The 26,194-nt window shown below is 68.0% G+C and carries 22 protein-coding genes, 1 tRNA gene and 1 pseudogene; 11 read left to right on the plus strand and 13 right to left on the minus strand.

Translation table 11 applies throughout. The features are described from left to right. Positions 1 to 99: 99 nt before the first annotated feature. From pilB to AC07O8_RS09635, 3 genes are all read right to left on the minus strand, one after another. On the minus strand, positions 100 to 1,833 hold the full coding sequence (pilB, locus tag AC07O8_RS09625; RefSeq protein WP_297532809.1) for a type IV-A pilus assembly ATPase PilB: 1,734 nt from the start codon (positions 1,831 to 1,833) through the stop codon (positions 100 to 102). Between the two features lie 318 nt (positions 1,834 to 2,151). Beyond that, positions 2,152 to 2,228 (minus strand) — tRNA-Pro (locus AC07O8_RS09630). Between the two features lie 39 nt (positions 2,229 to 2,267). Then, the gene (locus AC07O8_RS09635; RefSeq protein ID WP_495047806.1) at positions 2,268 to 3,197 is read right to left on the minus strand and encodes a polyprenyl synthetase family protein; all 930 of its coding nucleotides are present in this window, start codon (positions 3,195 to 3,197) and stop codon (positions 2,268 to 2,270) included. Between the two features lie 341 nt (positions 3,198 to 3,538). On the opposite strand from AC07O8_RS09635, the gene rplU reads away from it, so the two are divergent. From rplU to proB, 4 genes and pseudogenes are all read left to right on the plus strand, one after another. Next, on the plus strand, positions 3,539 to 3,850 hold the full coding sequence (rplU, locus tag AC07O8_RS09640) for a 50S ribosomal protein L21 (protein ID WP_297531896.1): 312 nt from the start codon (positions 3,539 to 3,541) through the stop codon (positions 3,848 to 3,850). A 37-nt stretch (positions 3,851 to 3,887) separates the two neighbouring features. Beyond that, positions 3,888 to 4,145 (plus strand): 50S ribosomal protein L27, encoded by a 258-nt coding sequence (gene rpmA / locus AC07O8_RS09645; protein ID WP_088407914.1) that lies wholly within the window; start codon positions 3,888 to 3,890, stop codon positions 4,143 to 4,145. Positions 4,146 to 4,375: 230 nt separating this feature from the next. Further along, positions 4,376 to 5,488 (plus strand): annotated as a pseudogene (cgtA, locus tag AC07O8_RS09650) (Obg family GTPase CgtA); the annotation flags it as partial. A 186-nt stretch (positions 5,489 to 5,674) separates the two neighbouring features. Then, positions 5,675 to 6,793, plus strand: coding sequence for a glutamate 5-kinase (proB, locus tag AC07O8_RS09655; RefSeq protein WP_495048126.1), 1,119 nt, complete (start codon positions 5,675 to 5,677; stop codon positions 6,791 to 6,793). 36 nt (positions 6,794 to 6,829) lie between these two features. Here the strand turns inward: proB and AC07O8_RS09660 are convergent, their stop codons facing one another. Continuing rightward, on the minus strand, positions 6,830 to 7,546 hold the full coding sequence (locus AC07O8_RS09660; protein WP_495047807.1) for an RNA pyrophosphohydrolase: 717 nt from the start codon (positions 7,544 to 7,546) through the stop codon (positions 6,830 to 6,832). A gap of 136 nt (positions 7,547 to 7,682) precedes the next feature. On the opposite strand from AC07O8_RS09660, the gene AC07O8_RS09665 reads away from it, so the two are divergent. From AC07O8_RS09665 to AC07O8_RS09675, 3 genes are all read left to right on the plus strand, one after another. Then, on the plus strand, positions 7,683 to 9,425 hold the full coding sequence (locus tag AC07O8_RS09665) for a proline--tRNA ligase (RefSeq protein WP_495047808.1): 1,743 nt from the start codon (positions 7,683 to 7,685) through the stop codon (positions 9,423 to 9,425). Then, the gene (locus AC07O8_RS09670; RefSeq protein WP_495047809.1) at positions 9,422 to 10,522 is read left to right on the plus strand and encodes a DUF418 domain-containing protein; all 1,101 of its coding nucleotides are present in this window, start codon (positions 9,422 to 9,424) and stop codon (positions 10,520 to 10,522) included. Before AC07O8_RS09665 ends, AC07O8_RS09670 begins: the two co-directional genes overlap by 4 nt. A gap of 110 nt (positions 10,523 to 10,632) precedes the next feature. Next, on the plus strand, positions 10,633 to 11,250 hold the full coding sequence (locus AC07O8_RS09675; protein ID WP_495048127.1) for a lytic transglycosylase domain-containing protein: 618 nt from the start codon (positions 10,633 to 10,635) through the stop codon (positions 11,248 to 11,250). Positions 11,251 to 11,274: 24 nt separating this feature from the next. Here the strand turns inward: AC07O8_RS09675 and AC07O8_RS09680 are convergent, their stop codons facing one another. The 6 genes from AC07O8_RS09680 to hemA form a co-directional block, all read right to left on the minus strand. Further along, complete coding sequence (locus AC07O8_RS09680) at positions 11,275 to 11,868, minus strand: UbiX family flavin prenyltransferase (RefSeq protein ID WP_495047810.1); 594 nt, start codon at positions 11,866 to 11,868, stop codon at positions 11,275 to 11,277. Next, a complete protein-coding gene (gene grxD, locus AC07O8_RS09685; RefSeq protein ID WP_088407921.1) occupies positions 11,868 to 12,182 on the minus strand; it encodes a Grx4 family monothiol glutaredoxin in 315 nt (104 codons plus the stop codon). Before grxD ends, AC07O8_RS09680 begins: the two co-directional genes overlap by 1 nt. Positions 12,183 to 12,369: 187 nt before the next feature. Next, entirely contained in the window at positions 12,370 to 12,987 is a 618-nt protein-coding gene (locus AC07O8_RS09690) for a hypothetical protein (RefSeq protein ID WP_495047811.1), read from the minus strand. Between the two features lie 208 nt (positions 12,988 to 13,195). Beyond that, on the minus strand, positions 13,196 to 14,035 hold the full coding sequence (gene prmC, locus AC07O8_RS09695; RefSeq protein ID WP_495047812.1) for a peptide chain release factor N(5)-glutamine methyltransferase: 840 nt from the start codon (positions 14,033 to 14,035) through the stop codon (positions 13,196 to 13,198). Further along, positions 14,032 to 15,123: a peptide chain release factor 1 gene (gene prfA / locus AC07O8_RS09700; RefSeq protein WP_495047813.1), complete on the minus strand. Its 1,092-nt coding sequence runs from the start codon at positions 15,121 to 15,123 to the stop codon at positions 14,032 to 14,034. The genes prmC and prfA overlap by 4 nt, the downstream gene beginning before the upstream one ends. A 152-nt stretch (positions 15,124 to 15,275) precedes the next feature. Further along, the gene (gene hemA / locus AC07O8_RS09705) at positions 15,276 to 16,604 is read right to left on the minus strand and encodes a glutamyl-tRNA reductase (protein WP_495047814.1); all 1,329 of its coding nucleotides are present in this window, start codon (positions 16,602 to 16,604) and stop codon (positions 15,276 to 15,278) included. 140 nt (positions 16,605 to 16,744) lie between these two features. Between hemA and AC07O8_RS09710 the strand changes: the two genes are divergently transcribed. After that, the gene (locus AC07O8_RS09710) at positions 16,745 to 17,017 is read left to right on the plus strand and encodes a hypothetical protein (RefSeq protein WP_495047815.1); all 273 of its coding nucleotides are present in this window, start codon (positions 16,745 to 16,747) and stop codon (positions 17,015 to 17,017) included. A gap of 75 nt (positions 17,018 to 17,092) precedes the next feature. Here the strand turns inward: AC07O8_RS09710 and miaB are convergent, their stop codons facing one another. The 3 genes from miaB to AC07O8_RS09725 form a co-directional block, all read right to left on the minus strand. Further along, positions 17,093 to 18,433, minus strand: a complete 1,341-nt coding sequence (gene miaB / locus AC07O8_RS09715; protein WP_495047816.1) for a tRNA (N6-isopentenyl adenosine(37)-C2)-methylthiotransferase MiaB — start codon at positions 18,431 to 18,433, stop codon at positions 17,093 to 17,095. A gap of 20 nt (positions 18,434 to 18,453) precedes the next feature. Continuing rightward, positions 18,454 to 18,918, minus strand: a complete 465-nt coding sequence (locus AC07O8_RS09720) for a hypothetical protein (protein ID WP_495047817.1) — start codon at positions 18,916 to 18,918, stop codon at positions 18,454 to 18,456. 128 nt (positions 18,919 to 19,046) lie between these two features. Then, positions 19,047 to 19,769, minus strand: coding sequence for a hypothetical protein (locus AC07O8_RS09725; protein ID WP_495047818.1), 723 nt, complete (start codon positions 19,767 to 19,769; stop codon positions 19,047 to 19,049). 326 nt (positions 19,770 to 20,095) lie between these two features. Here AC07O8_RS09725 and AC07O8_RS09730 point away from each other — a divergent pair, with 326 nt between their 5' ends. Genes AC07O8_RS09730 through AC07O8_RS09740 form a run of 3 tightly spaced genes read left to right on the plus strand, consistent with a single transcriptional unit; the run spans position 20,096 to position 26,080 of the window. Next, positions 20,096 to 23,347: an efflux RND transporter permease subunit gene (locus tag AC07O8_RS09730; RefSeq protein WP_495048128.1), complete on the plus strand. Its 3,252-nt coding sequence runs from the start codon at positions 20,096 to 20,098 to the stop codon at positions 23,345 to 23,347. Continuing rightward, complete coding sequence (locus tag AC07O8_RS09735) at positions 23,337 to 24,566, plus strand: efflux RND transporter periplasmic adaptor subunit (protein ID WP_495047819.1); 1,230 nt, start codon at positions 23,337 to 23,339, stop codon at positions 24,564 to 24,566. Before AC07O8_RS09730 ends, AC07O8_RS09735 begins: the two co-directional genes overlap by 11 nt. Continuing rightward, on the plus strand, positions 24,563 to 26,080 hold the full coding sequence (locus AC07O8_RS09740; protein ID WP_495047820.1) for an efflux transporter outer membrane subunit: 1,518 nt from the start codon (positions 24,563 to 24,565) through the stop codon (positions 26,078 to 26,080). The genes AC07O8_RS09735 and AC07O8_RS09740 overlap by 4 nt, the downstream gene beginning before the upstream one ends. The last annotated feature ends 114 nt before the right edge of the window (positions 26,081 to 26,194 follow it).

Genomic DNA, 26,194 nt, shown 5'->3' on the forward strand with positions numbered 1-26,194 from the left:
AGTGGCGCTCCCAATCTTTGACTCGTTCGATCGATCCTGGTGACCTGACGCCGGACACGCAAACGCGGCGTCCGAGGACGCCGCGTCATGTTTCCGAGGTCATTCGTTGGTGGCCGCCAGCACCTCTTCCAGTGTCGTGACGCCCGCCCGGACCTTGACCAGCCCGGACTGCCGCAGATCCCGCACGCCATCCGCGCGGGCCTGCTGGGCGATGTCCACGGCCGTTCCCTCGGACAGGATGATCCGCTGGATCGCCTCCGTGATGGGCATCACTTGGTAAAGGCCGACGCGTCCACGATAACCATTGTTGCAATTCGAGCAGCCGACCGCCCGGTACGGCTTCCAGCTGCCGTCGAGATCGGATTCCAGGAAACCCGCGCGCAGCAGCGCCTCGCGAGGATATTCGGCCGGTGCCTTGCAGTTCTCGCACAGCCGGCGCGCCAGACGCTGTGCGGTGATGAGCAGCACGCTCGAGGCGATGTTGAACGGTGCGACGCCCATGTTCAACAGCCGGGTCAAGGTGGTCGGCGCGTCGTTGGTATGCAAGGTCGACATCACCATGTGGCCGGTCTGCGCGGCCTTGATGGCGATGTCCGCCGTCTCCAGGTCCCGGATTTCGCCGACCATGATGATGTCGGGATCCTGCCGGAGGAAGGCCTTCAGCGCCGCCGAGAAGGTCAAGCCGGCCTTGTCGTTGACGTTGACCTGGTTGATGCCGGGCAGGTTGATTTCCGCCGGGTCCTCGACGGTCGAGATGTTGGTGCCCGGCACGTTCAGGATATTCAGGCACGTGTACAGCGACACCGTCTTGCCCGAGCCCGTCGGGCCGGTGACCAGGATCATCCCGTAGGGCCGTTGGATGCAATGGAGCAGCCGCTCCTTCTCGATCTTCTCGTAGCCCAGGGCCTCGATGCCGAGCTTGGCCGAGGACGGATCCAGGATCCGGATCACGATCTTTTCGCCGAACAGCGTGGGCAGCGTGGAGACCCGGAAGTCGATCGCCTTGGCGCCGAACTTCAGCTTCATCCGACCGTCCTGCGGGACGCGGCGTTCGGAAATGTCCATCCGCGAGATCACCTTGATCCGCGACGAGAGCTTGTCCTTGATCGCGATCGGCGGCTGCGTGATCTCGCGCAGCTCGCCGTCAACCCGGAACCGGACGCGATAGTGGTATTCGAAGGGTTCGAAATGCAGGTCCGACGCCCGCATGTTGATCGCATCCACCAGCATCTTCTGCAGGAAGCGCACGACGGGCGCATCCTCGACGTCGGTGATTTCCTGCGATTCCTCCGGGGGCGGCGCGTCGTCCTCGGCGATGTCGAAGTCGAAGTCTTCGCCGGAGATGGCCTCCAGCGCTTCGGCGGTCGACGCGGCAGTGATCCCGAGCAGCTTCGCGAGCTTGTCGTGCTCGACGATGATCCATTCCGGCGTCAGCTGGGTCGCGAACTTGATGCGCTCGACGACCTCCTGCTCGGTCGGGTCGGCCCCGCCGATGAACAGTCGGTTGCCTCGGCGCGCCAGCACCACGACCTGGTACTGTGCCGCCAGCTTGGCGTCGATGATGTTCTGCGGCAGCTTGTGCCCGTCGACCGAGTTCAGGTCCAGCAGCGGCAGGGCGAGCGCATGCGACAGCGTGTGCGCCAGATCCGCCGGCGACACGGTGCCGGAGGCCATCACCGCGTTGACGAAGCTGGTCTTCTTTTCGCGGGCCAGCTTGACCAGATCCTCGGCGGCCTGCGGCTTGAGCTTGCCGGCGTGCACGAGCACGCGGGCAACGCCTGACAGGGCGGACTGAGGAGGTTCGGCCAGTGTGGTGTCCACGGATATCGCCATCGGGTAGGGGTCTTGCCGGATGCCGGCGCACGCGCCGGAACAGCCCCTCACTTTACCCCCATGAACGGAGGGCCGGCGGCAGGGCCTGTCCTGGCTTTCACTGAAGTCAGACGCTTCGTGCAGTTTCGGCCTTGGTCACTGGAAATTGAGCCCGAAATGTGCAAGATCCTCCCGAGGTCCGCCGTTCGACCTCGACCGCCCCCGCAAGGCCTGACCCCCTGCGCATGGCGGTGAGTGTCGCCACGGCGCCGGCGACGCGTTTGCGGCGCGCAAAGAAAAACGCCGCGAACCTTGCGATTCGCGGCGTCATCGATGTCCTGGTCGGGGTGAGAGGATTCGAACCTCCGGCCTCTACGTCCCGAACGTAGCGCTCTACCAGGCTAAGCTACACCCCGTTTTGGTCACTCGATCAAGAGTCTTTCAAGAACGTCTGTTCAGGAACTTCTCTCCACCGACTGAGCCGCAAATTCTAGCAGGCTTTCTTTCCACTTGGAAAGAGGGAGCGACGCCAAATGTTGTCTGGCCTGTGCGACCTCCGCGCGAGCCGCCTCGCGTGTGGCCTCCAGCGCGCCGGTGCGGCGAACGATCGCGACGATGTCCTGCAGACGCTCCACCTCGCCATGCTCGATGGCATGGCGGATGAGGGCCCGGTCGTCCTCGGTGCCGCGTTCCATCGCGATGAGCAGCGGCAGCGTGGGCTTGCCCTCGCGCAGGTCGTCGCCGACGTTCTTGCCCAGCGATTCGCTGGTGCCCTCGTAGTCCAAGGTGTCGTCGATCAACTGGAACGCCGTGCCCAGCGCGCGGCCATACCCCGCGCAGGCTTCCTCCAGCGCGGGCGGTGCGTCGGCCAGGACTGCGCCCAGGCGCGCGCTGGCCTCGAACAGCTTGGCCGTCTTGTAGCGGATGACGCGCAGGTAGCTGTCCACCGCGACATCCGGGTCATGCATGTTCATCAACTGCAGGACCTCGCCTTCGGCGATCACGTTGGTCGCGTCCGCCAGCACTTCCAGCACGCGCATGCGGTTCACCGACACCATCATCTGGAAGGCGCGCGAGTACAGGAAGTCGCCCACCAGCACGCTCGCCGCGTTGCCGAACAGCGCGTTGGCCGTCTGCTTCCCGCGTCGCAACGCGGACTCGTCGACGACGTCGTCATGCAGCAGCGTGGCGGTGTGGATGAACTCCACCACCGCCGCGAGTTCCCGGCTGGCGGGGGAGTCGGCACCCAGCGCATTGGCGAACATCAGCACCAGCTTGGGCCGCATCCGCTTGCCGCCGGCATGGATGATGTACGCGGAGATCTGGTTGATCAGGGCAACGTCCGAACGAAGCCGCTGCGCGATCACGGCATCGACTTCATTCATCTGCGCGTTCAGCGCCTCGAGGACCTCGGCAACTGGGGTAGAGGCAATGGGCTGCACTCTGGACTCACTGTGAGGGGAAGCGCGGATTATAGGAAGGCGCGGGGCCAGGTCTGTCCGTGACGACCACGGCATCGCACGCCTGCGTCGTCAATGCACCTCCATCGCCTCGCAAGGCCGGTGGTTGCGGGCTTCTCGGCGCATCAGGGTTTGCATCAATGCGGCGGCCTGTGCTACATTCTCGGGCTCCGCATCTTTGTGCGGTGTTTTTTCTTGGGCGGTCGACGGGTGCTTCCGGTTGTCTCCGGGTGCCTGACGGGCCGCTCTCATGTGAAAGGGCTGATATGTACGCGGTCATAAAAACCGGCGGCAAGCAATACAAAGTTGCGGCTGGCGAAAAGATCAAGGTAGAACAGATTGCTGCGGACGTTGGCCAAGAGATCGTGATTGACCAGGTGCTGGCCGTCGGAAACGGCGCGGACCTGAAGATCGGGACTCCCTTGGTTGCGGGTGCAAGCGTCAAGGCCACCGTGGTGGCGCATGGCAAGCACGACAAGGTGCGCATCTTCAAGCTGCGTCGTCGCAAGCACTACAAGAAGAGCCAAGGCCATCGCCAGACGTTCACCGAGCTGGAAATCAGCGCGGTCAACGGCTGATTCCTGACTCTCTCGTAATCTGATCAAGGAGTAATCCATGGCACAGAAAAAGGGCGGCGGCTCAACACGAAATGGCCGCGACTCGAAGCCGAAGATGCTTGGCGTCAAGGTGTACGGCGGCCAGACCATCTCGGCTGGCTCGATCATCGTCCGCCAACGCGGCACGAAGTTCCACGCCGGTACCAACGTGGGCATGGGCAAGGACCACACGCTGTTCGCGCTGATCGACGGCACGGTGTCCTTCACCGTCAAGGGCGAAAACAGCCGCTCCACGGTCGTCGTCACGGCGATCTGAGCGACTTGATGTCCTGACGCCGCGACGCGGGAGACCTGGTCTCCCGTGTTCGGCGGACCCAGAGCCCCGGCCTCGTCCGGGGCTTTGTTTTTTCGGCCCCGATGCCAGCGGGTGCCACGCCGACCGCGAGTCCCGGCGAAACCTGACTCGCTCCGATTCAAAGCATGGCCTCGCGCGGGAGCGCGGGCGTGTGAATTACGATAGCCCCGCTCCGGGACTGAAGGCCATCCATGAAGTTCGTTGACGAAGCCACCATCGATATCGCCGCCGGCAACGGCGGGGCGGGCTGCGCCAGTTTCCGCCGCGAGAAGTTCATTCCGTTCGGCGGACCGGATGGGGGCGACGGCGGCAAGGGCGGCAGCGTCTTCGCGATGGCCGACCGCAACCTCAACACGCTGATCGACTATCGCTATGCGCGCCGCCACGAGGCCCGCAACGGGGAAGCGGGACGCGGCTCGGACCAGTTCGGCGCCGCTGCCGACGACATCATGCTGAAGGTGCCGGTCGGCACCATCGTCCGCGACCTGGAGACCGACGAAATCATCGCCGAGCTGCTCGAGCCCGATGTGCCGGTGCTGCTGGCCAAGGGGGGCGACGGCGGCTTCGGCAACCTGCACTTCAAGACCTCGACGAACCGCGCGCCGCGCCAGAAGACGCCCGGCTGGCCCGGCGAGGTCAAGAAGATCAAGATGGAGTTGCGCGTGCTGGCCGACGTCGGCCTGCTCGGTCAACCCAACGCCGGCAAGTCGACGCTGATCGCTGCCGTGTCCAATGCACGTCCGAAGATCGCGGACTATCCGTTCACGACGCTGTATCCGAATCTGGGCGTGGTGCGCGTGGGTCCGGAGAAGAGCTTCGTGATCGCCGACATCCCCGGCCTGATCGAAGGTGCCGCCGAAGGCGCCGGCCTGGGCCACCAGTTCCTGCGTCATCTGCAGCGCACGCGCGTGCTGCTGCACGTGGTGGATCTGGCGCCGTTCAACCCGGACGTCGACCCGGTCGCCGAAGCCAAGGCCATCGTCAAGGAACTGAAGAAGTACGACGAGGCGCTCTACGACAAGCCGCGCTGGCTGGTGCTGAACAAGCTGGACATGGTGCCGGCGGAAGAACGCGCCGCCCGCGTGAAGGACTTCGTCAAGCGCTACAAGTGGAAGGGCCCGGTGTTCGAGATCTCCGCGCTGACGCGCGAAGGTTGCGAGCCGCTGATCCGTGCCATCTACGACCACGTGGCGGCCATCCAGTCGCCGCCGGTGGAAGACCCGGACGCGCGCTTCGATGCGCCGACGATCGATCCGCCGAAGGCTTTCCAGGAAACGCGCAAGACGCGCGCCACGAAGGCCAAGGCGATCAAGGCGGCGAAGGCCGAGAAAGCGGAGAAGGCGGAGAAGCCGCCCGAACGCGATCCGCGATTCGATCCGCTGCCCTGACTTCCGGCTCCGGCCCCACCGTTCCCTGATCCTCCGCGCATGAGCAACGGCAATCCCACTGGCCCGCTGACTGGCCACCCGAGCGGCGAACTGAACGGCGAATTGAACGGCGTCCTCAAGGACGCGCGACGCATCGTCGTGAAGGTCGGCTCGAGCCTGGTCACCAACGAGGGCCGTGGCGTCGATGCGGAGGCGATCGGCAACTGGTGCCGCCAGCTGGCGGAGCTGGCGCGCGAGGGGCGGGAGGTCGTGATGGTGTCCAGCGGCGCGATCGCCGAGGGCATGAAGCGTCTGGGTTGGGCGAGCCGTCCGAAGGAACTGCACGAACTGCAGGCCGCGGCGGCCGTCGGCCAGATGGGTCTGGCGCAGATGTACGAGACCAAGCTGCGCGAGCAGGGTCTGACGAGCGCGCAGGTGCTGCTGACGCATGCCGACCTGGCCGACCGCGAGCGCTACCTCAATGCGCGCTCGACGCTGCTGGCGCTGCTGCAGCACCGCGTGGTTCCCGTGATCAACGAGAACGACACCGTCGTCAACGACGAGATCAAGTTCGGCGACAACGATACGCTCGGCGCCTTGGTCGCCAATCTCGTCGAGGCCGATGCGCTGGTGATCCTCACCGACCAGAAGGGCCTGTACTCGGCCGATCCGCGCAAGGATCCGAACGCCCGCTTCATCGATCGCGCGACGGCCGGCAAGCCCGAACTCGAGGAGATGGCCGGCGGCGCCGGCTCCAGCATCGGGCGCGGCGGGATGATCACCAAGATCCTGGCCGCCAAGCGCGCGGCCAGCAGCGGCGCCAACACCGTGATCGCCTGGGGGCGCGAGCCCGACGTGCTGCTGCGCCTGGCCGCCGGCGAGGCGATCGGCACGGCGCTGATGGCGTCGACCGCGAAGCTCGCGGCGCGCAAGCAGTGGATGGTCGATCACCTGCAGCTGCGCGGGAAGGTCATCGTCGACGCGGGCGCGGCGATCAAGCTGCGGGAGGAGGGCAAGAGCCTCCTGCCGATCGGCGTGCAGGAGGTGTCAGGCGAGTTCCATCGCGGTGACGTCATCGCCGTCGTCGACCTGGGCGGGAAGGAACTCGCGCGCGGCCTGACCAATTACGGCAGCGCCGAGGCCCGGCTGATCGCTCGCAAGCCGTCGTTCGACATCGAACGGGTGCTGGGTTACGCGGCCGAGCCGGAGCTGATCCACCGCGACAACCTCGTGCTGCGCTGAAGCACCACCAGGGAGGCGGCGCTGAAGCGCGCGCCGTCAATCCTTGGGCGGCTCCACCGGGCCACCGCCGTGGGTGGCGTTCGGCGGAGCGACCTCGCGACCGTCGTGCGCGTCCTGATGCGTGACCTCCGCATGTGCCGGAGCGTCATGGTCGTGGGGCCGATGATCGAAGCGCTCATGCCGGTGCTGGTCCTGATCGCCATGGTCGCCGTGTCCCCCATGACGGTCGCCCCGCGGCGGCGGTCGCATGCCGGCGCGCAGGTAGCGGTTGTGATGATTCAACCGCGGCAGGAAACGCGCGAGCTCCGTCAGCGCCATCTGATACACGCCGCGCTTGAATTCGATCACGGCCTCCAGCGGCACCCAGTACTCGTTCCAACGCCAGGCGTCGAACTCGGGATGGTCGGTGGCGCGCAGGTTCATGTCGCTGTCGCGACCCATCATCTGCAGCAGGAACCAGATCTGCTTCTGTCCGCGGTAGTGCCCGCGCGCGTCGCGCCGGATGAAATGGTCCGGCACTTCATAACGGAGCCAATCCCGCGTGCGCGCAATGATGCGCACGTGGTCCGCAGTGAGGCCAACTTCCTCATGCAGCTCCCTGAACATCGCCTGCTCGGGCGTCTCTCCATGCTTGATGCCCCCTTGGGGGAACTGCCAAGAATGGGTGCGTATGCGCTTGCCCCAGAACACCTCGTTCTTGTGGTTGAGCAGGATGATGCCGACGTTGGGCCGGAAGCCTTCACGGTCGAGCATAATCAACCTTCAAATCATTCGTTGGATTGATTATTGCACCGGGGCTGCGGCCCGGCGCGATCATCGCTAACCCTCGGTGATGCACGGTTTTTTCCGCGGCGGCCCGGCTGACCGCGGACTTTTATTTTCTGCGCCCATGAAAGCCTCCCAGTTCTTCATCTCCACGCTCAAAGAAGCGCCCGCCGATGCGGAAATCGTCAGCCACAAACTGATGATGCGGGCCGGCATGATCAAGCGCCTGGGTGCCGGCATCTACAACTACATGCCGATGGGCCTGCGCGTGATCCGCAAGGTGGAGAACATCATCCGCGGCGAGATGAACCGCGCGGGCGCGGTCGAGCTGCTGATGCCGGTCGTGCAGCCGGCCGAGCTGTGGCAGGAGACGGGCCGCTTCGACAAGATGGGGCCGGAACTGCTGCGCGTGAAGGACCGCCACGGGCGCGACTTCATCATCCAGCCGACGTCGGAAGAGGTCATCACCGACATCGCGCGCCAGGAGCTGCGCAGCTACAAGCAGCTGCCGAAGAATTTCTATCACATCCAGACGAAGTTCCGCGACGAGCGCCGGCCCCGCTTCGGGATCATGCGCGGCCGCGAGTTCACGATGAAGGATGCGTACTCGTTCGACCGCGACAAGGAAGCGGCCGGCCGCAGCTACGACGCCATGTACACGGCCTACGGCCGGATCTTCGATCGGCTGGGTCTGCAGTACCGCGCGGTGGCGGCGGACACCGGCGCGATCGGCGGCGACCGGTCGCATGAGTTCCAGGTCATCGCCGAGACCGGTGAAGACGCGATCATCTACTGCCCGACCAGCGACTACGCGGCCAACATCGAGCTGGCCGAGGCGCTGTCGCTGATCGACACGCGCGGCGCGGCGACGCAGCCGCTGACGAAGACACCGACGCCCGGCAAGGCCACCTGCGCCGACGTCGCCGAGCTGCTGAAGCTGCCGCTGTCGCAGACGGTGAAGTCGCTGGTGCTGGCGACCGATGAGCTCGACGACGAGGGCAACATCGTCAAGTCGCAGGTCTGGCTGCTGCTGGTCCGCGGCGATCACGACCTGAACGAAGTGAAGGCCGGCAAGCTCGAGGGCTTGAAGGGCGGCTTCCGTTTCGCGACGGCCGCGGAGATCGACGCGCACTTCGGCTGCAAGCCCGGCTACCTGGGCCCGATCGGCCTGAAGCAGCCGCTGAAGGTCATCGCCGACCGGACCGTGGCCAACATGTCCGATTTCGTCTGCGGCGCCAACGAAGCCGACTTCCACTTCACCGGTGCGAACTGGGGTCGCGACCTGCCCGAGCCCGACCTGGTCGCCGACATCCGCAACGTCGTCGAAGGCGATCCCTCGCCGGATGGCAAGGGCGTGCTGGCGATCCAGCGCGGCATCGAGGTCGGCCACGTCTTCTACCTCGGCACGAAGTACTCGGCCGCGATGAACGCGTCCTACCTCGACGAGAACGGCAAGCCCCAGCTGATGGAGATGGGCTGCTACGGCATCGGCGTGACCCGCATCCTGGGCGCGGCGATCGAGCAGAACCATGACGAGCGCGGTATTGTCTGGCCGGACGCGATCGCACCGTTCACCGTCGTGGTCTGCCCGATCGGCATGGACCGCAACGAGGACGTGAAGGCCGCCGCGACGAAGCTGCACGAGGAACTGCTCGATCTCGGCATCGACGTGCTGCTGGACGACCGCGGTGAGCGCCCCGGCGCCATGTTCGCGGACTGGGAACTGGTCGGCGTGCCGCATCGCGTGGTGATCTCCGACCGCGGCCTCAAGGAAGGCCAGGTCGAATACCAGGGTCGCCGCGATGCCGCCGCCACCAAGCTGGCGCTGGCCGACGTCGTCGCACACCTGAAGCAACGACTCGCGTGAGTCCGGCCCGTCCGCCGCAGCGTGTCGCGGCGGTGGACGCGCTGCGCGCGCTGGCCCTGTTCCCGGTGATCGCCGTCAACTGGGTCGGCTACCCGGCCTTGCCGGATGCCGGACCGCTGAGCCCGCCTTCCCCCGCCGACAGCCTGGTCGCCCAGCTCCTGTCCTGGTTGCTGCACGCGCTCATCGCGGGCAAGGGCATCTCGCTGCTGGCCTTCCTGTTCGGCTACAGCCAGGGCCTGTCCCAGTCGCGCGGCGATGAGGCCCTGGGCAAACGCCGACGTCGCCTCGCCAAGCTGCTGACGCTCGGCCTGCTGCATGGCACGCTGCTCTACATGGGCGACATCCTGACGCTCTATGCCGTCGCCGGTTCGGTGCTCGCGATCTGGGCCGGGCATTCGATGGCGATGCTGAAAGTCCGGCTGCGGATCCTGATCGGGTTGGAACTCGTGGTGATCGCGCTGACTGTCGTGATGGCGAGCATGCCGTTGTCGGGCGAGCCCTCGACGCCGCTGTCGGCGCCCGCGGCGTGGGGGGACTGGACCCTGCGCAATGCGGGTCACTTCGTCGCGTCGACGATCGCCTTCGCCACGCTGGGCCTGCCCACGCCGCTGCTGCTGATGACGGCCGGCTTGATGGCGGCGCGCCTGCGACTCCTGTCCCACCCGCGCTGGGAGCCCGCGTTGCGACGCTGGTCCCGCCGTGCGCTGTGGCCGGCGGTGGCAGTGAACATCGCTTTCGCCTCGCTGCTCTGGCCCGGGCTGCGCGACGGCGACACCTACGTCACCAGCCGCTACGCGATCTTCTATCTCTATCCGACCCTGCTGCTGTTGAGCGCCGTGGTCCCCGCGCTGGTGCTGCGGATGCGCAGCGATCCGCGGTTGCTGAACGCGCTTGCGCCGCTGGGACGGCACACGCTCACGCTGTATCTTTCCAGTTCGGTGCTGAGCTTTGCGCTGTTCAGCGGAGCCGGCCTGGCCTGGCAGCCCGGCACGGTGGCGGCGGCGGGCCTTGCGCTCGCGTACTGGGCGGTGGGCCTCGTGCTCGCGCGCGTGCGCGGTCCGCGACCATTGCCGCTGGAGCGCTGGCTGTCCCGCTGACGGCGACGGCGCGCGCCGTTATGCTGCCGCGCCTCGCTTCTGCGCATTTCAACCGACCCCGATTGACTCCGATCCCCGCCGTTCCCGTGACCGATTCCGGCTTCAAGACCATGGCCCCGACCTCGCGCCGAGCCTTGCTGCTCGCCGGCGCCGGCGCCTGCCTGCCGCGCCCGGCGTTCGCCGGCGCCCAGGTCGAGGAACCGCTGGCCGATGCGGTGCGTTCCGCGCTGTCGGCCGCGATCGCCTCGGATGCGCCGCCCAAGCCGCACTTCGATTCAATCGAGCCGCGCCTGGCCTACCTGCGCTGGCTCGGCGAGATGAGCGAGCGCATGAAGCGCAAGAAGAGCGAGACCCAGACGCGGATCGAATTCCTCGAGACCGTCTGGTACGAGAGCGCCCGCGCGGGCCTCGAGACGGCGCTGGTGCTGGGGCTGGTGCAGGTGGAGAGCGGCTTCCGCAAGTACGCGATCAGCGTCGCCGGCGCGCGCGGCTACATGCAGGTGATGCCGTTCTGGACGCGTTCGATCGGCGACGGGCAGGTCTCGCGGCTGTTCCACATGCAGACCAACCTGCGCTTCGGCTGCGTCATCCTGCGGCACTACCTCGACCGCGAGAAGGGCGACCTCTACCTCGCGCTGGGACGCTACAACGGCAGCCGCGGGCGGCCGGAGTATCCGAACATGGTCATGGGGGCCCGCAAGGCCTGGTTGATGCCGGGTCAGACCTGACGCCGGTCAGGCGCCGGCGCTGCATCAAGCCTGGGGTCGCAGTCCCCGCCACGCCTGAGGCGTGGCACCCGGCAACTGCGCCAGTTCGAGCACGCGCTCGACGGTCTCGGCGACCATCTCCTCGATCGACGCCGGCTTCAGGTACAGCGCCGGCAGCGGCGGGAAGACGATACCGCCCATCTCCGTCACCGCGGTCATGTTGCGCAGATGGGCGAGGTTGAACGGCGTCTCGCGGACCATCAGGATCAGGCGCCGGCGCTCCTTGAGCGTCACGTCGGCGGCGCGGGTCATGAGGTTGTCGGAGAGCCCATGCGCGACCGCGGCCAGCGTGCGCATCGAGCAGGGCGCGATCACCATCGCCGCCGTCGGAAAACTGCCGCTGGCGACGCAGGCGCCGACGTCGCCGGGCGCGTAGGCGACGTCCGCCTCGCGCTCCAGGGCGTCGCGCGCGAGCCCGAGTTCATGGTGCGCGTTGAGCACGCCCGCGGGGCTCAGGACGAGGTGGGTCTCCGCGCCGATCGCGCGGGCCCGGCGCAGCAGCTGCAGCCCATAGGCGGCGCCCGTCGCGCCGGTGATGCCGACGATCAGGCGCGGCCGCGGTGCCGCTGCAGCGCTCATCAGGCCTTGGCCAGCAGCTGCTGCAGTTCGCCGCTCTCGTACATCTCCATCATGATGTCGGAGCCGCCGACGAACTCGCCGTCGACGTAGAGCTGCGGGATCGTGGGCCAGTTGGCGTAGTCCTTGATGCCCTGGCGGACGCTTTCGTCCTCGAGCACGTTGAAGGTCTTCAGCTCGCTGGCGCCGCTGGCCTTCAGGATCTGGATCGCGCGGCCGGAGAAGCCGCACATCGGGAATTGCGCGGTGCCCTTCATGAAGAGCACGATGCGGTTGCCCTTGACCAGGTCGTCGATGCGTTGCTGAACGTCGCTCATGGCGGAGATCCTCTGAAAGCTGATGCGGGAAGGCGTGTGCGCTGCGCGGCAGGATCCGTTCCGGGGTCCACCAGGTGGACTCGTGCCGGGCCGCGCGATCAGAGGATTATCAGGCAGCGCGCAAGCCCCCGCTGGGCTGGGCTCAAACCGTCAGGACGGTTGCGCCCAGCGCCCGGCGCGTGGGCGATCAGAAGCTGTAGCTGACGCCGAACTGAACGACCGGCTTGTAGCGCAGGTCCTGCGACAGCTCGGCTTGGGGCGCGCTGTTGCCCAGTCGCAGGCTGGACGCGCCGCCGCCGACCAGGCCGACGTCGGCGCTGAAACCCCAGCCGCCGCGCAAGGAGTAGCTGGTGTAGCCGACGCCCACGTACGACAGCGACAGGTTGGGCTCGCGCTCCGGACCGGTGAGCAGGCTGAGGCTGCGGCGACCGGCCGACAGTGAGGGCGAGACCGCCGCGCCCTGGCCCAGCGCCAGGCCGGAACTGCTCTGCAGCAGCGACATCGGGCCCAGCATCAGGCCGCCCGTGGCCCGCAGGCCGCCGCGCGTGCCGGCGCCCAGGCCCGATCCGGTGAGGTAATAGTCCGCCAGCAGGTTCGCGCTCAGCAGGCGGCTGCCGTTGCGGGCATCGAAGGAGAGACCGTCGATGTCCTGGCTCTGGTTCAGCTGCAGGCGGCCCTGCCACTTTGTGAACGCCTGACGGTCCGGTTTCAGTTGCAGGCCCTGTTGGGCCCACGCGGCGCCGGCCATGCAGACACTGCCGGCCAGGACCACGGCAAGGCGCAGGAGCAAGGGGGCGGCGCTCATGACAGGTCTCCCAGACTGACGACGAACCCGTTTCAAGATGGATCAAAACGGGCACCAAGTCAGACCATGCTACGCCCGCCCCGATGACCGCGCCAGATCGAGTTGAGGGGGATTCCCGGCACTGTTGCGGATTCCCGGCGCAGTTTCTCGCAGTGTGGAAACAGTCTGTGAGGCGCGCCACATTCCTCTGCGGCACGCGCCACATCCCTCACACCGGCCAGCGGCCGCCGGTGGCGCGGGGTTGGCCCCCGAGATCGCGCCGGTTCTGGATGTCGATGAAGCCGCGTGCGCTCAGCAGATCGGCCACCGCGTCGGCCTGGTCGTAGCCATGTTCGAGGAGCAGCCACCCTCCCGGGCGCAGCCGCTCCGGCGCGCCGGCGATCAGTTCGCGCAGGTCGTCCAGACCATCGCCTTCCGGCGTCAGCGCCATGCGCGGCTCGTGTCGCAGGGCCGCCAGGTGATGGTCGTCCCCCGCGACGTACGGAGGGTTACTGAGGATCAGGTCGAACGCCAATTGACCTGCGAGCGGCTGATACCAGCTTCCGAGATGCGCCTCGACCGCCAGGCCATGCCGGCGGGCGTTGTCCCGGGCGACGTCGAGGGCGCCGGCGCTCGCGTCGACCATCCGGACGTCCGCGTCGGGACGCCGCGACTTGATCGACAGGGCGATGGCGCCGGTGCCCGTGCCCAAATCCACCACGCGGGGCGTTGACAGCCCCGTCAGGCGCTCGAGCGCCCATTCCACGAGCACCTCGGTGTCCGGTCGCGGGATCAGCGTGTCGGGCGTGACGCGCAGCATCAGGCCGAAGAACTCTTTCTCACCGGTCAGGTAGGCGAGCGGCACGCCATCGAGGCGGCGGGCGAGCCAGTCCTGGAAACGCTCATGCAAGGCGGCGTCGAGCGGGTCGGTGTCGTGCGCGATCAGCCAGGCGCGCGACGCGCCCAGCAGCGCCTGCAGGAGGTATTGCGCCTCGGCACGCGGCAGACCGGCGGCCATCGCCGCACGTTCGGCGCCTGCAACGGTCAGGCCATGCCCGGTGGCGCTCATCCCTGGCCGCCTTCGAGCGCCGCGAGCTGCTCCGCCGCCTGCGCCTGCTGCAGCCCCTGCAGCACGTCGGCGAGATCGCCGTCCATGATCGCGCCGAGCTTGTAGAGCGTCAGGTTGATCCGGTGATCGGTCAGTCGCCCCTGGGGGAAGTTGTAGGTGCGGATGCGGTCGCTGCGATCGCCGGTGCCGACCAGGCTCTTGCGCTGCGCGGCCTCCTTGGCGGCGCGCTCGTTGCGGTCTTTATCGCGCAGCCGCGCGGCGAGCACCGCCATCGCCTTGGCCTTGTTGCGATGCTGGCTGCGGTCGTCCTGGCACTCGGCGACCAGGCCGGTCGGCAAGTGCGTGATCCGGATCGCGCTGTCGGTCTTGTTGACGTGCTGCCCGCCCGCACCACTGGCGCGGAAGGTGTCGATGCGCAGCTCGGCGGGATTGAGCTGGATCTCCTCGGCCTCGTCGGGCTCCGCCATCACCGCGACCGTGCAGGCGCTGGTGTGGATGCGGCCCTGCGACTCGGTGGCGGGCACGCGCTGCACGCGGTGACCGCCCGACTCGAACTTCATCTGCCCATACACGCCGTCGCCGTCCAGGCGAAGCACGATCTCCTTGTAGCCGCCGAGGTCCGATTCACTCGCGGACAGCACCTCGCAGCGCCACCCCCGGCCTTCGGCGAAGCGCGTGTACATGCGGGTCAGGTCGCCGGCGAACAGCGCCGACTCGTCGCCGCCAGCGCCGGCGCGGATCTCCAGGAACGCGGGCCGGTCGTCGTCCGGATCCCGCGGGATGAGCGCAAGCTGCAGTTCCTGGTCGAGCTGCGCCAGATCGGCCTCGGCGCCGGCGATCTCCTCGCGCGCCATCTCGATCATGTCGGCGTCGCCGCTGTCGAGCAGCTCACGCGCCGCGGCGAGGTCCTGCTCGCGCTGGAGGTAACGACGGTAGCGCTCGACCAGCGACGACACCTCCGACTGCTCGCGCGTCAACGCGCGGTAGCGCTTCATGTCGGCGGCGACGCTGCCGTCGGCGAGCGTGCTGTCGAGTTCCGCCAGCCGGTAGCCGAGGCGGTCGAACTTCTGGCGCAGGGCGTCTTTCATGGGGGAAGAGGCTGGGAGTCTGGGAGGCGGGGAACGCGGGGAACGCGAGTCGGCGGAGAGGCGATCCGTCATGGACCGGCAGAGCGGCGTGGCACGTGAGGCCAGGTGAACGGGCGACCGTGAGCGGCCGCCCGCGCGCGAACGATGCGCCGCTACGAATCCGCCTCGTCGCCGAGTGCGTTCGGGCGGGCGCCCGACGTCTTCGCGCCGCCGCGCAGGAACAGCCGCGACACGGTCTGCGCCATCTGCAGGCGCTGCTCGCCGTCGCTGACGTGGAGTTCGGCCATCGCGCCGTGCAGCATCTTCTGCGTCAGCCCGCGCGCGAGCGCGTCCAGCACGCTGTCGATGTCCTCGCCCTTGGCGATCAGCTTGCGCGCGCGCTGGATCTCGGCCTGACGCCAGCTGTCGGCCTGCTGGTGCAGGGCCTGGATCAGCGGCACCGTGTGGCGCTGGCCCAGCCAGTGCACGAAGCTCTGGACGCCGGTCTCGATGATGGCCTCCGCCTGCTGGACCGCGGCCTGGCGCTTCTCGCCAGCGGTCTGGACCAGCTTGGACAGGTCGTCGACGGTGTAGAGGTAGACGTCGTCGAGCTTGGCCACTTCCTGTTCGATGTCGCGGGGCACCGCCAGATCGACCATGAACATCGGCTTGTGGCGACGCTTCTTCAAGGCGCGCTCGACGGCGCCCAGGCCGATCAGCGGCAGGCTGGACGCGGTGCAGGAGACCACCGCGTCGAATTCGTGCAGGCGGTCGGGGAGGTCGACCAGCCGGAAGGCTTCGCCGCCCAGCTGATGGGCGAGCTTCTCGCCGCGCTCCTGCGTGCGGTTGGCGATGGCGATCGCCTTCGGCCCCTTGGCCGCGAAATGCGTGCCGACCAGTTCGATCATCTCGCCCGCGCCGACCAGCAGCACGCGGATGTCGGCGAGGTTCTCGAACAGCTGCGAGGCCAGCCGCACCGAGGCCGCCGCCATGCTGATCGAGTGGCTGCCGATCTCTGTCGAGCTGCGGACTTCCTTGGCCACCGAGAAACTGCGCTGGAACAGCTGGTGCAGGGTCGTGCCGAGCGTGCCGGCCGAATCGGCTTCGCGCACGGCTTGCTTGAGCTGGCCGAGGATCTGCGGCTCGCCCAGCACCATCGAATCCAGCCCGCTGGCGACGCGGAACGCATGCCGCGCGGCGGCGCCGTCCTCCACCACGTAGGCGTGGTCCATCAGCATCGAACTGCCGACCCCGCCGACCTGCGCCAGCCAGTCCACGGCGGGACGGACCATGTCCGCGTCGCCGGCGACGTAGAGCTCGGTGCGGTTGCAGGTGGAGAGGATGGCCGCTTCGGCGGCGGCGGTGCGCCGGCGGTGGCTGGTGCCGATCTGGTCCTGGAAACGCAGCAGCGTCGGGGCCAGTTGCTCGAGCGTGAACGCGAAACGTCCACGCAGATCGAGCGGCGCAGACGTGTGGTTCAGACCCAGGGCGAAGACGGACATGCGGCGATTATAAAATTCCTGCCCGACCCGTGTCTCGCACGGGCGTTGGCGGCGCGCTCATCGCCCCGGGATGCGTCAAGAACGACGCCTTTCGACCGCCGTCCCGTTACATCTACCTGTCGCCCGGAGCGAACCGACCCGTGGACCCTCTCGACGCCGTCTGGCATTTCGGCAACCTGTTCCTGCCCGCCTGGGGCGTTGCGGCGCTGATGGCGGCCGCCCTCAAACTGATCTGGCGGGAGACCGTCTCCGGCATGCGATGGCGCACGCTGGCGGCCTGGGGGGGACTCGGCGGCACGCTGGGCCTCGTCGCCGCCCTGATGCTCACCGGCAGCGATGGCACGATGGCCGGTTACGGCCTGATGCTGCTGGGCATCACCGTGACGCAGTGGGGCGTCAGTTACAAGCGCTGAGACAAACGCTGAGACAAACGCTGAGTGAAGGCGTGAACCAACGCGCTACCGCTTCCGAGTGAGGGGTGTGGCCCCTCAGCCCGGCAGATCCTCGGTCAGCGGCACCTCGCCGCGCAGCGAGTGCGCGAAGGCCTCGGTGATGTGCATCGGGATGATCCGATGCATCAGCCGCTCGTGCCCCTTGAAGTTGACGATGCGGTTGCACTCGGTGCGCCCCATCAGCTCCGTGGCGTCCTTGCGGGCGTGACCCGAGACCAGCACCGGCACGGTCCTGCCGACCATGCTGTGGTTGTAGCGGATGGCGGTCGCCTCGATCTCGGCCTGCAGCTCCTGCAGGCGGCGGACCTTGACCTCGTGCGGCGTGTCGTCGGCCAAGTTGGCGGCCGGGGTGCCGGGACGCGGGCTGAAGATGAAGCTGAACGACGCGTCGAAGCCGATGTCGCGCACCAGCTGCATGGTCTTGGCATGGTCCTCGTCGGTCTCGCCGGGGAAACCGACGATGAAGTCCGACGCGATGCGGATGTCCGGCCGCACTGCCCGCAGCTTGCGCACGATGCTCTTGAACTGCAGGGCGGTGTAGCCGCGCTTCATGGCCATCAGGATGCGGTCCGAGCCGTGCTGCACCGGCAGGTGCACGTGGTTCACCAGCTTGGGGATCCTGCCGTAGGCATCGATCAGGCGTTGGCTGAACTCGTTGGGGTGGCTGGTGGTGTAGCGGATGCGCTCGATGCCGGGGATCTCGGCGACGTACTCGAGCAGCAGCGCGAAGTCGGCGATCTCGTCCGTGCCGTCCATCGTGCCGCGATAGGCGTTGACGTTCTGGCCGAGCAGCGTCACTTCCTTGACGCCCTGGTCGGCGAGTCCGGCGACTTCCTCGAGCACGTCCTCGAAGGGTCTGCTGACCTCCTCGCCTCGGGTGTAGGGCACGACGCAGTAGGAGCAGTACTTCGAGCAGCCTTCCATGATGGACACGAAGGCCGACGCGCCCTCGACCCGGGCCGGCGGCAGGTGGTCGAACTTCTCGATCTCGGGGAAGGAGATGTCGACCTGCGGGCGGGACTGCTGCTGGCGCTGGGCCAGCATCTGCGGCAGGCGGTGCAGCGTCTGCGGGCCGAAGACGACGTCGACGTAGGGCGCGCGGTCGATGATCGCCGCGCCTTCCTGGCTGGCGACGCAGCCGCCGACGCCGATCATCACGCCCTTGGCCTTCAGGTGCTTGATGCGGCCGAGGTCGGAGAACACCTTCTCCTGCGCCTTCTCGCGGACCGAGCAGGTGTTGAACAGCACCAGGTCGGCCTGCTCGACGTCGGTGGTGGGCTCGTAGCCTTCGGCGGCGCGCAGGACGTCGGCCATCTTGTCCGAGTCGTACTCGTTCATCTGGCAGCCGAAGGTCTTGATGAAGACTTTCTTGCTCATGATTTCAAGCCCTCACGGCATCAAGGCTTGCGCCAGACCTGGCTGGCCTGGTCGAACACCAGCGTCGAGGCCTGTTCCGGCGTGGTCGGCCAGGACTTGTTGGCCAGCTCGACCTCGCTCAGCAGCCAGACGTCCATGAGCAGGCCGCTGAAATCGCGGGTGTAGAGCACGGTGGCCTTCTGGTCATAGAGCGAGCCGGGCGTGGCGACCAGGTCGACCGCGTTGCGGATCCGCGCGCCGGGCGCCAGGCGCGCCGGCTTGCCGTTGAGCAGCACGTCGGGCGCCACGCCGAAGACGATCTCGCCGCGCAGCGCGCGCTGCGGGAAGTAGCGGTGGCCGGGGGCGATCTGGGCCTGCGCGGGCGCGGGCGTCGCGAGCGCGGCGATGCCGCCGAACGCGGCGACCAGGGAGAACAGGGCGGTGCTGGCGGCCGTCGCCATCATCGAACGACGGCGGGGCAGGGCGGGCGAGGCACAGCGGGACATGGTATCGATCCAGTGGCTGCGGAAATGCGCAAGCGCGCAAGTGTAGCGGGCGCGGTTCCGACGCCGCCTGGGGCGGGCTCCCGGTTGCCGAGGGTCGCCGGTCGTCCCGCGCGCGGCCCCGCAGCGGCTCAGAGGCGGCTGGCGGACGTGGTCTGTGCCATGGCCGCGGCGGCGGGTTCGGGCAGCACATAGACGACGCCGGCGCCGTGGCCGAGCACCGGCGCGACGACGCGGTCGAAGAACTCGCCCGCCACGACGACGCAGCCCAGGGAGATCCGGTTGTCGTCCGGCGACGGCGAGGCGAGCCGCTCGGCGCGGCGCTCGTAGGCAGGGCTCGGACGGAGCCGGTGGATGGCGAAAGCGGCGTCGTAATCGACCCAGATGACGGTTTCGCCCTTCAGGTTGGGGCCGGGTTGACTGTCATAGCGACCGGAGGGGGTGGTGCGCAGTCCCGGCGGGATGCCGGTGCTCACCATCTGGCCCACGCCGGGGGCGACCGAGTCGCCGCGGGCCAGGCCCAGCAGCGCGGACGCCGCGCCGACCAGTTGACCGTCGGCATTGAAGACGAAGAGCTTCGCCTCCTTCTTGTCGACGACGGCGAACGGGCGGCCCTTGGCGTCGAATTCCTCGAAGGCGACGCGGGCCATGGCGCGGGTCTCGGGCGAGGCAGCCTCGCCGCGGAAGTCGACCGCGAGCGGCGCCATGTGGGGGGAAGGCTGCGCCGGTGCTCGTTGCACGGCGGGTTCGGCATGAGCGCCGAGAGCATTCAAGGCCGCCACGGCAACCGCCGCCATCGCCATGCACGCCCGCGTCACCCGTTTCAACAGACCCGACGAACCGATCAACTTCATACTGCCCGATGTCCTTCTGGCGGACGATCTTGCTTGCGCCGGCGGGGGCCAGGCGTTGTCCGCTGGGGCCGCATATTAAGGAGCAAGCGGGCGTTTCAACGGTCAATCTGTCGGCAAAAACGGCAGGACTTTCCCGGAAATTTGTAAGACGTGCGAGCTGCGGCACGAGTTGGCGTACGTTAGCGTCGTCCCCCGTACGCGTACGGTCATTACCGATCAGCAATACACGGGCGCGCGCCGACACACAAAATCCGCGCTCGACAAGGCCGGGCAACGGTCATCCACCAGAGAGCAACGATGACAACGATCGTGGGAATCCGTCCATGCTGATGGCCGCCGTGCGCGTCGCGCTGCGACGCCCTTACACCTTCTTCGTGCTGGCGCTGCTGCTGCTGATCATCGGCCCGCTGGCGGCCCTGCGCACGCCGACCGACATCTTCCCGGAGATCAAGGTGCCGGTCATCGCGGTGGCCTGGCAGTTCACCGGTCTGCCGCCGGACCAGATGGCCGGGCGCATCTCGACGCTGTTCCAGCGCACGCTGACGACCACCGTCAACGACATCGAGCACATCGAGGCCAACACCTATCCCGGCGTCTCGGTGGTGAAGATCTTCTTCCAGCCGGGCGTGAACATCGCCGTGGCCAACGCGCAGGTCACCGCGGTCGCGCAGGTTGCCGTGCGGCAGATGCCGGCCGGCACCACGCCGCCGCTGATCCTGAACTACAACGCCGCCACCGTGCCCATCCTGCAGCTGGCGCTGTCGGGCAAGGGGCTGTCGGAGCAGCAGCTCTTCGACCTCGGCTTCAACACCATCCGCACGCCGCTGGTGACCGTGCCCGGCGCGGCGATCCCGCTGCCTTACGGGGGCAAGCAACGCCAGGTGCAGATCGACGTCAACCCCGGCGCACTCCAGGCGCGCGGGCTGTCGGCGCAGGACGTGGCGACCGCGCTGGCGACGCAGAACGTGCTCACGCCGATCGGCACGCAGAAGATCGGCGAGCTGGAATACACGCTGCAACTCAACAGCGCCCCCTCCGCGATCGAGGAACTGGGCCGGCTGCCGGTGAAGGTGGTCAACGGCTCGACGATCTACCTGCGCGACGTCGCCGACGTGCACGACGGCAACGCGCCGCAGACCAACATCGTCCATGTGGACGGCGGGCGCTCGGTGCTGATGTCGGTGCTGAAGAACGGCGCGGCGTCGACGCTCGCGATCGTCGACGGCGTGCGCGCCAAGCTCGCCGAGCTGCGGCCGTCGCTGCCCGACGAGCTCGACGTCAAGCCGATCAACGACCAGTCGGTCTTCGTGCGCGCCGCCATCAAGGGCGTCGCGATCGAGGGCGCCATCGCCGCCGCGCTGACCAGCTTGATGATCCTGCTGTTCCTGGGCAGCTGGCGCTCGACGGTGATCATCGCGGTCTCGATCCCGCTGTCGATCCTGGGCTCGATCATCGGCCTGGCGGCGATCGGCGAGACGCTGAACCTGATGACGCTCGGCGGTCTGGCGCTCGCAGTGGGCATCCTGGTCGACGACGCGACGGTGACGATCGAGAACATCAACTGGCATCTGGAGCACGGCAAGGGCGTCGAGGAATCGATCATGGATGGCGCGCGCCAGATCGTGACGCCGGCCTTCGTCTCGCTGCTGTGCATCTGCATCGTGTTCATCCCGATGTTCTTCCTGGAAGGCGTGTCGCGCTTCCTGTTCGTGCCCATGGCCGAGGCGGTGATCTTCGCGATGGTGTGTTCGTTCATCCTGTCGCGCACGCTGGTGCCGACGATGGCCAAGTACCTGCTGCATCCGCATGCGCCGCTGACCGACGGCCATGGGCATCTGGCGCAGCCGCCGTCGCGCAATCCGCTGGTGCGCTTCCAGCGCAACTTCGAAGCCCGTTTCGAGCGCGTCCGCGAGGGCTACCGCCGGATGCTCGAGACCGCGCTGGACAGCAAGACGCCCTTCCTGATCGGCTTCGCCGCGGTGGTGCTGGTGTCCTTTGCGCTGGTGCCCTTCATCGGGAGCAACTTCTTCCCGCAGGTCGACTCGGGCCAGATCCTGATGCACGCGCGGGTGCCGGTGGGCACGCGCGTCGAGGAAACCGCCGTTCGCTTCGCGAAGATCGAGCAGGCGATCCGCCGTGTGATCCCGTCCGACAAGATCGAGACGATGGTCGACAACATCGGCCTGCCGCCGTCGTCGATCAACCTGACCTACAACAACACCGGCGTGCTGGGCACTTCCGACGGCGACTTCCAGATCGCGCTGAAGGAAGGCCACGCGCCCACGGCCGACTACGTGCGCGAGCTGCGCCAGGTCCTGCCGCGCGAGTTCCCGGACACGACCTTCTCGTTTCCGCCGGCCGACATCGTCAGCCAGATCCTGAACTTCGGCGCGCCCGCGCCGATCGACGTGCAGGTGCGGGGTCGCGACGTCGACTCCAACTTTGCCTACGCGCAGCGGCTGCTCAAGCGCATCAAGGCGATCCCTGGCGTGGCGGACGCGCGCATTCAGCAGTCCAACAAGGCGCCGACCTTCAACGTCGACGTCGACCGCACGCAGGCGCAGCTGCTGGGTCTGAGCACGCGCGACGTAGCCAACAGCCTGGTGGTGAACCTCGCCGGCAGCAGCCAGGTCGCGCCCACCTTCTGGCTGAATCCGCAGAACGGGGTCAGCTACTCGATCGTGATGCAGACGCCGCAGCACCAGCTCGATTCGCTGGCCGCGCTGAGCAACCTGCCGATCGGCAACGGCAACCAGGCGGGCACTTCGACGCTGGGCGGGCTGGCGAGTTTCCAGCGCGTCAACAGCCCGGCGCTGATCAGCCAGTACGACGTCGCGACGATGGTGCAGATCCATGCGACGACGCAGGACCGCGACCTCGGCGCCGTGGCGCGCGACATCCGCCAGGTGCTCGCCGACACGCAGGCCGACGTGCCCAAGGGTTCGAACGTGCAACTGCTCGGCCAGGTGCGGACGATGGACCGCGCGTTCTCGGGGCTGCTCTTCGGCCTGCTCGGCGCGGTGGTGCTGATCTACCTGCTGATCGTCGTGAACTTCCAGTCGTGGCTGGATCCGGCGGTGATCGTGTCGGCGCTGCCGGCGGCGCTGGCCGGCATCGTCTGGATGCTCTTCGCGACCGGGACGACCTTGTCGGTGCCCGCGCTCACGGGAGCGATCATGTGCATGGGCGTGGCGACGGCCAACAGCGTGCTGGTGATCAGCTTCGCGCGGGAGCGGCTGGAGGAACTCGGCGATGCGACCGCGGCCGCGATGGAGGCCGGTTTCGTGCGCTTCCGCCCGGTGCTGATGACGGCGCTGGCGATGGTCATCGGCATGCTGCCGATGGCGCTGGGCCTGGGCGAGGGCGGCGAGCAGAACGCGCCGCTGGGCCGCGCCGTGATCGGCGGCCTGGTCTTCGCCACCTTCGCGACGCTGGTCTTCGTGCCGGTGGTGTTCAGCATCGTGCATCGCCACCGTCGCAAGACCGGACCCGCGTCCAACCTTTCTGAATCGAACGACTTGACCGCCGGCGCCGCGAACGCGCAGCCCGGGACCGGAGATGCTTCCCATGCGAACTGATAACGACAACACCGCGGTGTCCTCGCGTCCTCCCGCGCGCTTCAAGCTCGCCGCGACCGTGGCGGTCGTGATCGCGATCGCCGTGGTGGCGGCGGGTCTGTGGGCCCGCAGGTCCAATGCCGAGCAACTGCAGCGCACGGCCGACGATCGCGGCCAGCCCAGCGTCGCGCTGATCACGCCGCAACCCCTGACCGAAGGCGGCCTGGAGCTGCCCGCGCGCATCGAGGCCTGGTCGCGCGCGCCGATCTATGCGCGGGTCAGCGGCTACCTGAAGCGCTGGAACGTCGACATCGGCGGCAAGGTCAAGGCGGGGCAGCAGCTCGCCGAGATCGAGACGCCCGACCTCGACCAGCAGCTGATGCAGGCCAAGGCCGAACTCGCGACCGCGCGCAGCAACGCCGCGCTGGCGGCGAGCACCGCCAAGCGGTGGCAGGGGTTGCTGGAATCGGACTCGGTGTCCAGGCAGGAAGTGGACGAGCGCACCGGCGACATGACCGCCAAGCAGTCGCAGGTGACGGCGCTGCAGGCCAACGTCGACCGGATCGAGGCGCTGAAGCGCTTCACCCAGTTGACGGCGCCGTTCGATGGTGTCGTCACCGCGCGCAACACCGACGTCGGCGCGCTGATCAACATCGGCGGCGCGCCGGGCAGCGAGCTGTTCGTCGTGTCCGACATGCGCAAGCTGCGCGTCTACGTCAACGTGCCGCAGCGTCAGGTCGCGCAGGTGCGGACGGGCGGCAAGGCCGTGCTCACGGTGCCCGAGCGTCCCGGCCAGCACTTCGCCGCGACGGTGCAGTCGACCTCGCAGGCGATCAACACGGCCAGCGGTGCGATGCTGGTGCAGCTCGCCGTCGACAACGAGAAGGACGAGTTGCTGCCGGGCGGCTTCGCGACGGTGCGCTTCGACGGCGCCGCCTCGGCCGCCTCGGCCGGCACGAGCGTGCCCGCGACGGCCGCCGTCTCGCTGCCGCCCGGCGCCGTGATCATCAACAAGGACGGCGTGCAGGTCGCGACCGTGGACGCGGGCAATCGCGTGAAGCTGCGCAAGGTCACGATCGCGCGCGACATGGGCACGCGGATCGAACTCGGCGGCGGACTCACCGCCGCGGACCGTGTCATCGCGAATCCGCCGGACGGCATCGCCGACGGCGACGTGGTGCGCGTCGCTCAACCCGCGGCCGCGCCGGGATCGGCTGCATTCGCAAAGGGCCGCACATGACGACGCGCCCGTCCGCCGGCGCCGTCCGCGGCGTCACGCTCGCCATCGGCGCACTGATGGCCGCGCTGATCGCGGGCTGCGCCCAGCCGCCGAAGACGGTGCTGCCGGAAGTTCCGATGTCCACGGGCTTCAAGGAGGCTCGGGGACCGTGGGTCGAGGCGGGATCGTCGACGGCCGCGCCCATCGCCTTCGACGGTTGGTGGAAGAGCTACGGCGATCCGGAGCTCGACGCGCTGCAGCAGCGGCTGGTCGAGAACAGTCCCGACCTCGCTTCGGCGCTGGCCCGCTACCAGCAGGCCAAGGCCGCGACCGACAGCCTGCGTTCGGCGCAATCGCCGACGCTGAACAGCTCGCTCAACGGGCAGCGCGACCGGCAGTCGGAGCGCCGCCCGCTGCGCGTGCTCGGGCCGACCTCACCCGATTGGTACAACAGCGCGACCTTGGGCCTGGACCTGAGCTACGAGGTCGACCTGTGGGGGCGCATCTCGCAGCAGGTCCGCGCCGGATTGGCATCGGAGCGCGCGGCGGCGGCGGACCTCGCCGCGGCACGGCTGGCGCTGCAGGCGCAACTGGCGGATTCACTGCTGCAACTGCGCGGACTCGATCGTGACAACGCGCTGCTCGCGGACGCCGAAGAAGCCTACACGCGCGCATTCGATCTGATTTCCCGCCGGCACCAGGCGGGCATCGCGTCAGGTCTTGACCAGGCACGTGCCGAGGGCCAGTTGGAGTCTGCCCGCTCACAGCGCCGGCAGTCGCAGGCGCAGCGCGCGGTGCTGGAGCATGCGATCGCCGCGCTGGTCGGCGCGAACGCCTCGAGCTTCCGCATCGAGCCGGCCGCCTCGCAGCCGCTGGCGATGCCGGTGGTGCCGACGGGGCTGCCGTCGACCTTGCTGGAGCGACGCCCCGACATCGCCGCCGCGCAGCAGCGCGTGGTGGCCGCGACCGCAACGCTGGGCGTGGCGAAGACGGCGTTCTTCCCCTCGGTCATGCTGAACGCGCAAGGCGGATTCCAGAGCAGCGACTTCGGTCGTTTCCTCGAGGCGCCCAACCTGTTCTGGGCCATCGGACCGACGCTGGCCTACAACCTGTTCGACGGCGGTCGTCGCAAGGCCGAGGAAGCGCGGGCAGCCGCGGCGTTGGACGAATCGGCGCAGCGTTATCGTGGCACGGTGCTCGCGGCGTTCCAGCAGGTCGAGGACCAGTTGGTCCTGCTCGACCGTTATGGCGAGGCGCTGGAATCGGAGAACAGGTCGGTCGAAGCCGCGGAGCGTTCGCTCGCGCTGGCGACCAACCGCTATCGTGCCGGCGCGGCGGCCTACCTGGAGGTGGTCACTTCGCAGACGGCCGGCCTGCAGGCGCGGCGCAGCGCGGTGGACCTCGCGACGCGGCAACGCCGCGCGACGGTGGCGCTGGTGAGGGCCCTTGGCGGCGGATGGCAACAGCCCGTGGAGATGGAGACGGATGCGGGAGCGTCCGAAGCGGTTGCGGTCACCAGAAACGGAAATCCGTAACGACAGATCGGCAAATGTAAAACGCCTTTTCGAAAATTGGCGTTCTCGTTAGTCTGCGCCCGTTGTCGACGTGGCCGCGCCTGCGCGCTGGCGTGTCGACACGTGGCCTGTGCC

The organism is Roseateles sp. GW821-FHT09G09 (assembly GCF_059415965.1).

Coding starts and splice junctions, on each gene's coding strand:
- pilB (WP_297532809.1), bottom strand. CDS start 1,833: ATGGCGATATCCGTGGACACCACACTGGCCGAACCTCCTCAGTCCGCC.
- AC07O8_RS09635 (WP_495047806.1), bottom strand. CDS start 3,197: ATGAATGAAGTCGATGCCGTGATCGCGCAGCGGCTTCGTTCGGACGTT.
- rplU (WP_297531896.1), top strand. CDS start 3,539: ATGTACGCGGTCATAAAAACCGGCGGCAAGCAATACAAAGTTGCGGCT.
- rpmA (WP_088407914.1), top strand. CDS start 3,888: ATGGCACAGAAAAAGGGCGGCGGCTCAACACGAAATGGCCGCGACTCG.
- AC07O8_RS09660 (WP_495047807.1), bottom strand. CDS start 7,546: ATGCTCGACCGTGAAGGCTTCCGGCCCAACGTCGGCATCATCCTGCTC.
- AC07O8_RS09665 (WP_495047808.1), top strand. CDS start 7,683: ATGAAAGCCTCCCAGTTCTTCATCTCCACGCTCAAAGAAGCGCCCGCC.
- AC07O8_RS09675 (WP_495048127.1), top strand. CDS start 10,633: ATGGCCCCGACCTCGCGCCGAGCCTTGCTGCTCGCCGGCGCCGGCGCC.
- AC07O8_RS09680 (WP_495047810.1), bottom strand. CDS start 11,868: ATGAGCGCTGCAGCGGCACCGCGGCCGCGCCTGATCGTCGGCATCACC.
- grxD (WP_088407921.1), bottom strand. CDS start 12,182: ATGAGCGACGTTCAGCAACGCATCGACGACCTGGTCAAGGGCAACCGC.
- AC07O8_RS09690 (WP_495047811.1), bottom strand. CDS start 12,987: ATGAGCGCCGCCCCCTTGCTCCTGCGCCTTGCCGTGGTCCTGGCCGGC.
- prmC (WP_495047812.1), bottom strand. CDS start 14,035: ATGAGCGCCACCGGGCATGGCCTGACCGTTGCAGGCGCCGAACGTGCG.
- prfA (WP_495047813.1), bottom strand. CDS start 15,123: ATGAAAGACGCCCTGCGCCAGAAGTTCGACCGCCTCGGCTACCGGCTG.
- hemA (WP_495047814.1), bottom strand. CDS start 16,604: ATGTCCGTCTTCGCCCTGGGTCTGAACCACACGTCTGCGCCGCTCGAT.
- miaB (WP_495047816.1), bottom strand. CDS start 18,433: ATGAGCAAGAAAGTCTTCATCAAGACCTTCGGCTGCCAGATGAACGAG.
- AC07O8_RS09720 (WP_495047817.1), bottom strand. CDS start 18,918: ATGTCCCGCTGTGCCTCGCCCGCCCTGCCCCGCCGTCGTTCGATGATG.
- AC07O8_RS09725 (WP_495047818.1), bottom strand. CDS start 19,769: ATGAAGTTGATCGGTTCGTCGGGTCTGTTGAAACGGGTGACGCGGGCG.
- AC07O8_RS09735 (WP_495047819.1), top strand. CDS start 23,337: ATGCGAACTGATAACGACAACACCGCGGTGTCCTCGCGTCCTCCCGCG.
- AC07O8_RS09740 (WP_495047820.1), top strand. CDS start 24,563: ATGACGACGCGCCCGTCCGCCGGCGCCGTCCGCGGCGTCACGCTCGCC.